This is a genomic window from Nocardia amamiensis NBRC 102102, from assembly GCF_001612745.1.
GTDB lineage: Bacteria > Actinomycetota > Actinomycetes > Mycobacteriales > Mycobacteriaceae > Nocardia > Nocardia amamiensis.
On the sequence record NZ_BDBA01000112.1, the window covers coordinates 23597 to 33757 of the forward strand.

Below are 10161 nucleotides of genomic sequence, written 5' to 3' on the forward strand. Positions count from 1 at the left end.
GTCAACTGTCTTTCGGGCGGGTCAGTGGCATGCCGAAAGCGGCGAATAGCGTCGGTTCGAGAAAGGCGGTAATGGCGGCGATCCCGTCCGCGCTAGTGGTGATGACGTGTATCGAATGGGCTTCCAGGATGCCGTCCACGCCCCGGCGGTATTCGGCGACAGCGGGTTGGCCGTTGGCAGCCGTGGGGATCAGCATGAGGTCGCCGGGCTCGGCGAAGGCACACTTGGCAAGGAACCGGGTCACAGCGTCGCGTCCGGTGAACCACAGTGGCATCGGCGGCATCTCGAGCCTGATGTCGGCCGCCAGTAGCTCGGTGAGGGCTGCGAGGTCGGCGTTCTCGAATGCCGCGCAGTAGCGGTCGAGCAGTTCGCGGCGTTCGGCGTCTTCCGGTTCGGTCACGTTTTCGTCGGTGGGGGCGACCTCGGCGAGATGGGCACGGGCCCGCTGCAGAGCGCTGTTGACCGCGGAGGGGGTGGTCTCGAGCAATTCCGCCACTTCGGCGGCGCTGAACTGTGCGACGTCGCGCAGAATCAACACAGCCCGCTGACGCGCGGGCAGTTCCTGCATGGCCGTCACCACCGCCAGTCGGACACTTTCCCTGGTGACAAGTGCCGTTTCCGGTGTCAAGGCGTCGGGCAGCGGCTGCATCCATTGGTATCCACCGGCGTCGCCGTCGAGAGCCGCATCGGGGTCGACCGAGCCTGCGCCGAGTCCAGTCGGCAGCACCCGGCGACCGCGGTTCTCCAGTGCGCGCAGGCACGCGGTCGTCGCGATGCGATACAACCAGGTGCGCAGCGCAGCGCGTTCCTCGAACGCCGGATAGCCGCGCCAACCACGCAGGTACGTCTCCTGGACGAGATCCTCGGCGTCATGCACCGAACCGAGCATGCGATAACAGTGCGCGATCAGTTCGGCACGGAACGGCGCCGCCTGCTCGATGAAGTCCTCCTGGACCGGCACGGTCGTACTCCTAGGTCTCGACGTGGCAGGGATGGGCACCCCTACCAGTACAGATACGTCCGGCGGCCGAAATTCATCGGTCGGTTCGTAAAGGAAAGCGATCGGTTGGCACCCACCGATGAATCGCGGCAGTGCGACGTATCTGAATTGGTGGGGCCTCGAGCACATCACCAACGAAAGCGAATACGACCGTGAACGAACTACTCGAGCCGGACGGCCTCGAAGGCACGACCTCGATCGTCACAGGAGCCAGCCGTGGATTCGGCCGAGGCATCGCGAGGGCGCTGTCCGCTGCCGGCGCACATGTCGTCGGCGTCGCCCGGACCAGCGCCCAGCTCGACGCCGTGCGCGACGAACTCGGCGCTACCTTCACCGCGGCGGCCGCCGACGCCGCCGATCCCGCGACTGCCGCGCGACTCCTCGACGAGCATCGACCGCGCACGGTGGTCTTGTGCGCGGGAGCCGCTCCGCGGATGAGCCCGTTGCAGGATCAGACGTGGGAGACCTTCAGCCAGAACTGGAATGTCGACGTAGCCCAGGCGTTCCACTGGATTCGCGAAGCGCTGCGGCGCCCGCTGGCACCGGGTAGCTCGGTGATCGCGATCTCCAGCGGCGCCGCGATCAACGGATCGCCGCTGAGCGGAGGCTACGCGGGGGCGAAGGCCACCGTCAGGCTCATCACGAGCTATGCCGCCGTCGAGTCGGAGCGGGCCGGGCTGGGGATCAGGTTCGTGTCCGTCCTCCCCCAGTTGACGCCGGCCACCGACCTCGGGGCCGCGGCGGTGGCGGCCTACGCGCAGCGGCAAGGTGTCGATGTCGACACGTTCGTGCGGTCCTTGGGACCTGCGCTTACCCCGGAGCAGGTGGGTAAATCGGTTCTGGAAATCGCGACCGCCGAACACCCGGTCCACCACGCGAACACGCTTACCTCCGCGGGCATATCACCGCTGGCCTGAACGACCGAAACCGAAAGGAAGGCATCGCAATGAAAACACCGCCGATCGTCCCGCCACAGGAGTGGCAGGCAGCGTGGCAGGAACTGCTCGTGAAAGAGAAAGAGTTCACCCGTGCACGTGACGCGCTGGCCGCCCTGCGACGGCGGATGCCGTGGCAGACCGTGGACAAGCAGTACGTGTTCGAGGGACCGGAGGGCAAGGCGAGCCTGCTCGACCTGTTCCAAGGTCGCCGTCAGCTGATCGTCTACCGCGCCTTCTTCGAACCCGGCGTGGACGGCTGGCCCGACCATGCCTGCCGCGGCTGCTCGATGATGGCCGATCATGTCCCCAACCTCGCCCACCTCAACGCCCGCGACACCAGACTCGTGTACGCCTCCCGCGCACCGCAGGCGGACATCCAGCGCCTGAAGGCTCGGATGGGCTGGGAGATGCCCTGGTACACCATCACCGACGACTTCGACGCCGATTTCGGCGTGGACGAATGGCACGGCACGAACGCGTTCATCCGCGACGGCGACCGCGTGTTCCGCACCTACTTCATCAACAACCGCGGCGACGAAGCACTCGGCACCACGTGGAGCTACCTCGACATGACGGCGCTAGGACGTCAGGAACGGTGGGAGGACTCCCCGGAGGGCTACCCGCAGACCCCGCCTTACGAATGGTGGGACTGGCACGATGCATACGGCCAGCATGAGCCGTCGCGGTGGTTCGGCGACCCCGACCCGGACAACCCCGATGACCAACGGCCGCCGCGAGCCGACTCGAAGGGTCGCGCCGCCACCTGATCGACAATTCGCGCTTCGTTCGGCGCATTCCGAAAGTCTTCGCTGTCACGACCGAGTACTACCTGGTGCCGGTCGTGACAGCACACCGGCGGCCGAGCGAGTCAGCGGCGGATGGCACGCACTGACCGGCACGCGCCGGCCAACTGGGATACCGGCCGACCAACGGCTCGCCGAGGACGAGAAGAACTTCATCGACCTACCACGGTCCTCGTACTTCCTGACCAAGGAGCACATGCTGCTCGGCTAGGAGACCGTGGCGAGCCGCGGTCCTGCCGACAGGTGCCGTTGCGGTACCGAAGACGCTCAGCGACCAGGGAAGTGCGCCTCGCGATACGCCCCGAATCGGGCATCCACTTGCTCGGCGGTCAGGCCGAAGTCGTCGAGGGTGTAGCGGTGGGCCGGACGTGCGGCGCCCGAGGTGCCTTCGGCGTGCAGCGCGATCATCGCGGCGGTCGCTTCCTCCGTCAGCGGCAGGTCGAAATGACGATAGATCGACTGGACCGTGCCGATCGGGTCGGCGACGAACTCGCCGTAGTCGACATCGCAGAACTGTGCCGCGTCGTGCCGCTTGCGGTCGGTCAGGAAACGTTCCGCGCCCCGCGCCCAGAGATCCAGTTGCGCCGCGCCGACCACCGGTCCGCGGAATTTGTCCGACCAGCCCGCGGACGCTTGTTCGTTGAGGCTGCACACCGACGCGATGATCGTGCGCGGGTCACGGTGCATCTGGATGATGAGCGCATCCGGATAGACCTCGAAAATGGCGTCCAGGGCGAACAGATGGCTGGGATTCTTCAGCACCCAGCGCTTGTCGGCGTCCGGCAGCCCGATCAGCTGGAGGTTGCGCCGGTGCCTGCGGTAGGCGGGAGTCCAATCCCGGTCCCGCAGCCATTCGGAGTAGCGGGGCAGGTAGGCCAGGCACTCGTAGGACACCGACATGGCCGATTGCCGCAGCAGCTGCCAGCACTCCTCGACCTGGTCGGCGGAAATATGGTGCACGCCCATGAATTCCGGGTGCTCCACGTGGTGCTTCTCGTAGGCCGCCGCGAGGCGCTGGTACACCGGGTTGCTCGCCCACGTCTCCCGCGGCGGGCGCGGCTGCGGCATCTCGGTCAGCCACATCTCCAGTCCCTGGTGCGCCGGGTCGGCGTTGAGCAAGCGGTGCACGGCCGTCGTACCAGAGCGCGGCAGCCCGGTGACGAAGATCGGCCGCTCGATCGCCACTTCCGCGTGTTCCGGAAAACGTTGCCAGGCCGCCTCGCTGAGCAGGCGGGCGATCAGCGCGCCGCGCAGGAAAGCGCGATTGACCTTGTTGCCGAACGGCGTGAGCTCGGCGTCTTTGACGTAGGACTCGAGCAGCACCTCGAGCCCTTCGCGATAATCGTCGGTACCGAAATCATCCAGCCCGACCACTTTGGTGGCCGAGGCGTGCAGATCGTCGATGGTCCCGACGTCGTCCCTACCGATCACGGTCATCTCCTAGTGGTGGTATTCGCCGCCGTTGACGTCCAGGCACGCGCCGGTGATCGCGCGCGACAGGGCGGACGCGAAGAACACGACCGCGTCGGCGATCTCGTCGGGTTCGGGCAGTTTGCGCAGGTCGATGGTCTGCGCGGTCTCGGCGTAGACCTCCTCGGCGGTGATCCCCCGCTGCTGCGCCAGGTAGTTGAAGTACCACTTCAGGTTGTCGGCCCAGATATAGCCCGGCGCAACGGAATTCACCCGGATGCCCTTCGGGCCGACTTCGGTGGCCAAGCTCTGCGCGAGCGCGAGCAGGCTGGACTTGGCCATCTTGTACGGTCCGAAGGTCCGCCGCGAATGGCGCAGCACCGCCGAGTTGATCATCACAACCGAACCCTTGGTCTCGGTGAGCGCGGGCACGAAGAGCCTGGTCAGCCGCAGGGCGGCCAGCACGTTGGTCTCGAAGCCCGCCCGTACCTGGTCCAGGTCGACGTCGAGGAGATCGACGATGGGCGGGATGGCGAAGGCATTGTTGACCAGCGTGTCGACCTTGCCGAACGCGCTGAGCGTGGTCTCGACCAGATGCACTGCGGCGGCCTCGTCGTTGATGTCGGTCGGCACGACCACGGCGCGCCTGCCGAGTTCGGTGATCTCCTTGGCCACCTCGGTCAGGCGCGACTCCGTCCGCGAGGCGAGCACCACGTCCGCACCCGCCTTGGCGCTCTGCACGGCGATGGCACGGCCCAGCCCCGGCCCGACACCCGACACCACAACAACCTTGTCTTGCAACAACATCAGCCGAGCATCCTCTCCGCGACGGCCACCTGCCGCGCCGCGATCCGCTCGCGCCACTGCTGCGGCGTGACGCGCGCCTGGTCGTAGAACGGCAGCCGCTCGGGCAGGTCGGCGACCGGCACGACCTCCACGGTCGGCCCGTCGTCGGGTTTCATGTCCCTGGACAGCCGCTGCCAGCGGAACTGCAGATATCCCCGGTTGTGTCCGGTGCGTTCGATCCAGTTGGCCAGGCCGGGATCGCGCTCGCTGACCACCAGCCGGATCATCCCGTCCGGGTCCACGCGCGCCTGATCGGCGGTGAGGCTGGTCTGGTGGTTGATGTAGTCCAGCGACAGGTACCACATGCTGCCGAGCTGGAACCCCTGATACGGCGCGTCGGATTTCGGCACCGTGATGATCATGGCCTGGTCGTCGTCCAGGTCGTAGTGGCCGACCGAGGAGAACTGCGTGGTGAGCCCGCCCGGCGTCGAGCGCGGTTCGGTCAGGGTGTTCACCGGCAGGTTCAGATAGAACCACTCCGGGAAGGCCAGGAACGTCTTCAGCCGCGACACCAGCATCTTCCCCGCCACGCCGTACCGCTTGGTCAGCACGTCCTTCGTCAGCGGCGGCGGGGCGTCGCCGATCCGGTCCACCCGCTGGATGCGGATCGTGCCCGCCGTCTCGGTCGACCAATCGCTGTAGACCTCGCGCACCACGAGCATCGCCGCGTCGGGGCTCAGGTGCACGTAGCCGGGGCGTGCCGCGCCCGGACCGAACCGGATCTCGTAGGAGCCGTCCGCGCCGATCTCGAGTTCGCGATCATCGAATGCGGTGAGGCTGTCGGGCACGTCCACGGGCGAATAGTCGCCGTTGAGGACCTGGAAGCTCAGGTCGCGGGTGGTGCCGCGGGTGCCGGTCACCACGTATTCCGCGTCCGGCCGCAGGTAGGAGTGGAAGTACAGGGTGTCCGGGTTGTCCAAGCCCATCTTGGTGTACGGGCCGGTGGACTGCACGAAGAACGGGAAGTCCCGCTCGTAGGCCCACGCCATCTGCAGCGACGCGCGGATGCTGCCCGCCAGATAGTCGTAGCCCTCGACGAGGTCTTGTTCGGTGCGGATGTGCGCGGCTCCGGTGATGATCTGCTCGGCGGCGGCGATGGCGTCCGCGAACGGCTGGGTCAGCAAGAGGCTCTCTCCAGTGTTCCAAATATGTACCACTCTGGTACATTTCGATAGGAGAAAGATTAGAACGTGTTCTAGGAGTGGTCAATGGTCGGCCGTCGGTCCGCGCCAACCGCGCGGGTGGTTCAGGTGCTGGATTTCTTCGTCGAGCAGCGCGGCAAACGCTTCGGGCTCTCCGAACTCGCCCGCGAGCTGGACCTGGCCAAGCCGACCTGCCTGGGCATCCTCACCGAGCTGACCGCGGGCGGCTACCTGATCCGCGACGCGGAGACCCGCACGTACGGACTCGGACCAGCGCTGATCGCCGCAGGCCGGGTGGCGCAGGACAGTTTCGCGATCTCCGCGCTGGCCCGTGTCGAGCTGGAGAAACTCACCGCGCGCTATCGCACGACCTGCACCGCGTCGGCCGTGGTCGGCGAGCAAATCATGGTGCTGGAAAGCACCGGTCCCGGCCTGGTCAAGGTGGGCGCGGCCTACCATTTCGCGCCACCGGTCGGCCTGATGTACGTGCTGTGGGACACCGACGCCGCCTTCGACGCCTGGCTCGCCAAGCCGCCTGCGGTGCCGCTGCGGCAGGACGAGGCGCGCCTGCGCCAGGTGGTCGCCGAGTGCCGCGAGCGCGGGTTCCTGGTGGAGAGCATGACCGCAGCGGGTCGGCGACTGTACTCGCTCCTGGCCGGGGTCGCCGATCGTGATCTACCCCCTGAACTGCGTGAACTGGTCGCCGAGCTGGTGACCAGTCTCGGCGAGCGGGTCTATCTGGGGTCGGATCTGCGGCCACGCAAGGAGCATGCGGTGAGCCTGCTCGCCGCACCCACCTACGACGGCGACGCCAGGCAGAACATGGTGCTCACGATGTACGTCGGCACCTCGATCACCGGTGCCGAGATCGCCCGGCGCGGCGTGGCGCTGATCGCCGCCGCCGACGCGGTGACCGCGAGCTCGGGCGGTCGCAAACCATTGACCGATAACCGAAACGTGTCCTAATTTTGCGGTGTGAGCCAGTACGCGAAGTCGACGGCGAGCACCTACGAGCTGCCCCATCTGGACACGCTCGAGGCCGAGTCGGCGCACATATTCCGTGAAGTGGCAGCGACATTCGAACGCCCGGTGTTGCTGTTCTCCGGCGGCAAGGACTCGGTGGTGATGCTGCACCTTGCGGCCAAGGCCTTCTGGCCCGCGCCGCTGCCGTTCCCGGTGCTGCATATCGACACCGGGCACAACTTCGACGAGGTGATCGCCTACCGCGACGCCACGGTGGCGCGCTTGGGGCTGCGCCTGGTGGTCGGGCGGGTGCAGGACGACATCGATGCGGGGCGCGTGGTCGAGGAGACCGGTCCGCGTGCCTCGCGCAACCGGTTGCAGACCACCACGTTGCTGCGCGCGATCCAGGAGGGATCGTTCGACGCCGTCTTCGGCGGCGCGCGCCGCGACGAGGAGAAGGCTCGCGCCAAGGAGCGGGTGTTCAGTTTCCGCGACGAGTACGGCCAGTGGGATCCGCGCAGGCAGCGCCCGGAGCTGTGGAATCTCTACAACGGCAGGCACCGGCCGGGCGAGCACATCCGGGTGTTTCCACTGTCGAACTGGACCGAACTGGACATCTGGAACTACATCGCCGCCGAGGGCATCGAGCTGCCCGCGCTGTACTACGCGCACCGCAGGCTGGTGGTACAGCGCGACGGAATGTTATTGGCGCACACAAGATTTCTCGAACTCCTCGACGGCGAGCGGCCATACGAGGCCACCGTGCGATTCCGCACCGTCGGCGACGCCACCTGCACCGGCTGCGTCGAATCGACCGCGACCACCCCGGCGCACGTGGTGGCCGAGGTCGCCGCCGCGCGGGTCACCGAGCGCGGCGCCACCCGCGCCGACGACCGCATCTCCGAGGCAGGCATGGAAGACCGCAAACGCGAAGGCTACTTCTGATGACGACCACCACCTTGTTGCGCCTCGCGACCGCGGGCAGCGTCGACGACGGCAAGTCGACCCTGATCGGACGCCTGCTGTTCGATTCCAAGACCCTCTTCACCGACCAGCTCGCCGCGGTGGAGCGCACCAGCCGCGACCGCGGCGACGACTACCCGAACCTGGCCCTGCTCACCGACGGCCTGCGCGCCGAACGCGAACAGGGCATCACCATCGACGTGGCGCACCGGTATTTCGCCACGCCCAGAAGGAAATTCATCATCGCCGACACCCCCGGGCACGTGCAGTACACCCGCAATATGGTGACCGGCGCCTCCACCGCCGATTTGGCGCTGATCCTGGTGGACGCCAGGAAAGGCGTGGTGGAGCAGACCCGCCGCCACGCTTTCCTCGCCGGCCTGCTGGGCATCCCGCACCTGGTGCTCTGCGTGAACAAGATGGATCTGGTCGGCTGGTCGCAGGATCGGTTCGAGGAGATCCGCGCGGAGTTCGCGCGATTCGCCTCCAAGCTCGACGTCTCCGACCTCGCGTTCGTGCCGGTGTCGGCGCTGCACGGCGACAATATCGTGCACCGCGGCGCCAGCATGCCGTGGTACGAGGGCACTCCCCTGCTGCACCACCTCGAAGAGGTGCACATCGCCTCGGATCGCAACCTGATCGACGCGCGGTTTCCCGTGCAGTACGTCACGCGCAGGCACGCCGAGGATTTCCGCGGCTATGCGGGCACCGTGGCAGGCGGGGTGTTCAAGCCGGGCGACGAAGTCGCGGTGCTGCCTTCCGGATTCACCACCACGCTCACGGCGATCTGGGGCCCTGGCGGCACGCCGGTCGCGGAAGCCTTTCCGCCGCAAGCGGTCACGATCCAGCTCGCCGACGAGCTGGACATCTCCCGCGGCGACCTGATCTGCCGCCCCAACAACCGCCCGCACGCGGGGCGCGACCTGGACGCGATGGTGTGCTGGTTCGCCGAGGACGCCCAGCTCACCCCCGGCGCCACCTATACGATCCGGCACACCACCCGCGCCGCCACCGCCGAGGTCCGCTCCCTGGACTACCGGCTGGACGTCAACACGCTGCATCGGGACGAGGACGCGGAGTCGTTGTCGCTCAACGAGATCGGACGCGTCCAGCTGCGCGCCCGCCATCCTCTGCTGTTCGATCCCTACCGGCGAAACCGTGCCACCGGCAGTTTCATCCTGGTCGACGAAACCACCAACAACACCGTCGCCGCGGGCATGATCACCGGCCCGACCCTGCCGTCGGCCCGGGTGGTCTGGCATTCCACCGCGGTCGGGCGCGACGAGCGCGCCACCCGCGGCCTCACTGTCTGGCTGACCGGCCTGTCCGGCTCCGGAAAATCCACCGTCGCGGTGGAACTGGAACGCAGGTTGGTGGCCGCGGGCCGCCCGGCGTTCCTCCTCGACGGCGACAACCTGCGCCACGGACTCAACTCCGACCTCGGATTCAGCGCGGCCGACCGCGTGGAGAACGTCCGCCGGGTCGGCGAGGTCGCCAGACTGTTCGCCGAAGCCGGAGTGGTAGCGGTTGTTTCGCTGATCAGCCCGTACCGCGCCGACCGCGACCGGGTCCGGGCCATGCACGAGGAGGCGGGCATTCCGTTCCTCGAGGTGTTCGTCGACACGCCGCTCGCGGTCTGCGAAGCGCGCGATCCCAAGGGTATGTACGCCAAGGCACGAGCGGGCGAAATCCGCGGCTTCACCGGCATCGATGATCCCTACGAGGTACCAGTGAACGCGGACATCGTCCTGCGGCCGGACCACGGCGACCCCGCCTCGATGGCCGCGACCATCATCGCGCGACTGACTCGGATGGACTGAACCTCGGCCTGGCCAGGCCGACGATGGACGCACCCGGTCAGCTGCACCCGCGGTCGTCTCGCAGCTGCCGCGCACCGCATGATCCGGTGCGCGGCAGCTTTCACCCCCGGATCAGCTCGGGAGGTCGTCGATCGATGCGGATTCGTTGCGGGACAGCGTGATTCCGAGATTGGCGGCGGTGCGATCGAGCTCGTCCTCATCGCCCTGCTGCAATTCGATGGTGGCGCCGTCGGAGGACAGCACCTCGACGTTGAGGCACAGCGACTGAAGTTCCTT

General features: G+C 67.3%; 10 protein-coding genes. 5 read left to right on the forward strand and 5 right to left on the reverse strand.

Going from position 1 to position 10161, the window contains the following annotated elements:
• Position 1: 1 nt before the first annotated feature.
• Complete coding sequence (locus NA4_RS20845) at positions 2 to 961, reverse strand: sigma-70 family RNA polymerase sigma factor (protein ID WP_067472365.1); 960 nt, start codon at positions 959 to 961, stop codon at positions 2 to 4.
• 191 nt (positions 962 to 1152) lie between these two features.
• Between NA4_RS20845 and NA4_RS20850 the strand changes: the two genes are divergently transcribed.
• Both NA4_RS20850 and NA4_RS20855 read left to right on the forward strand, forming a co-directional pair.
• A complete protein-coding gene (locus tag NA4_RS20850; RefSeq protein ID WP_067472368.1) occupies positions 1153 to 1917 on the forward strand; it encodes an SDR family oxidoreductase in 765 nt (254 codons plus the stop codon).
• A 29-nt stretch (positions 1918 to 1946) separates the two neighbouring features.
• Positions 1947 to 2705: a DUF899 domain-containing protein gene (locus tag NA4_RS20855; RefSeq protein ID WP_067472371.1), complete on the forward strand. Its 759-nt coding sequence runs from the start codon at positions 1947 to 1949 to the stop codon at positions 2703 to 2705.
• A gap of 303 nt (positions 2706 to 3008) precedes the next feature.
• Here NA4_RS20855 and NA4_RS20860 read toward each other — a convergent pair whose 3' ends face one another.
• The 3 genes from NA4_RS20860 to NA4_RS20870 are packed head-to-tail and all read right to left on the reverse strand — an operon-like array spanning position 3009 to position 6121.
• The gene (locus NA4_RS20860) at positions 3009 to 4172 is read right to left on the reverse strand and encodes a sulfotransferase family protein (RefSeq protein WP_245671514.1); all 1164 of its coding nucleotides are present in this window, start codon (positions 4170 to 4172) and stop codon (positions 3009 to 3011) included.
• A gap of 9 nt (positions 4173 to 4181) precedes the next feature.
• Positions 4182 to 4958, reverse strand: a complete 777-nt coding sequence (locus tag NA4_RS20865; RefSeq protein ID WP_067472377.1) for an SDR family oxidoreductase — start codon at positions 4956 to 4958, stop codon at positions 4182 to 4184.
• Complete coding sequence (locus tag NA4_RS20870; RefSeq protein ID WP_067472379.1) at positions 4958 to 6121, reverse strand: hypothetical protein; 1164 nt, start codon at positions 6119 to 6121, stop codon at positions 4958 to 4960. The genes NA4_RS20865 and NA4_RS20870 overlap by 1 nt, the downstream gene beginning before the upstream one ends.
• Positions 6122 to 6205: 84 nt before the next feature.
• On the opposite strand from NA4_RS20870, the gene NA4_RS20875 reads away from it, so the two are divergent.
• From NA4_RS20875 to cysC, 3 genes are read left to right on the forward strand one after another with little or no spacing between them, the layout of a single operon-like run.
• Complete coding sequence (locus NA4_RS20875) at positions 6206 to 7105, forward strand: helix-turn-helix domain-containing protein (protein WP_067472382.1); 900 nt, start codon at positions 6206 to 6208, stop codon at positions 7103 to 7105.
• Between the two features lie 9 nt (positions 7106 to 7114).
• Positions 7115 to 8047, forward strand: a complete 933-nt coding sequence (gene cysD / locus NA4_RS20880; protein WP_067472385.1) for a sulfate adenylyltransferase subunit CysD — start codon at positions 7115 to 7117, stop codon at positions 8045 to 8047.
• Entirely contained in the window at positions 8047 to 9885 is a 1839-nt protein-coding gene (cysC, locus tag NA4_RS20885; RefSeq protein ID WP_067472388.1) for an adenylyl-sulfate kinase, read from the forward strand. The genes cysD and cysC overlap by 1 nt, the downstream gene beginning before the upstream one ends.
• A 111-nt stretch (positions 9886 to 9996) precedes the next feature.
• Here cysC and NA4_RS43695 read toward each other — a convergent pair.
• The coding region (locus NA4_RS43695; protein ID WP_169811081.1) for a hypothetical protein at positions 9997 to 10161 on the reverse strand (165 nt) is incomplete at its 5' end.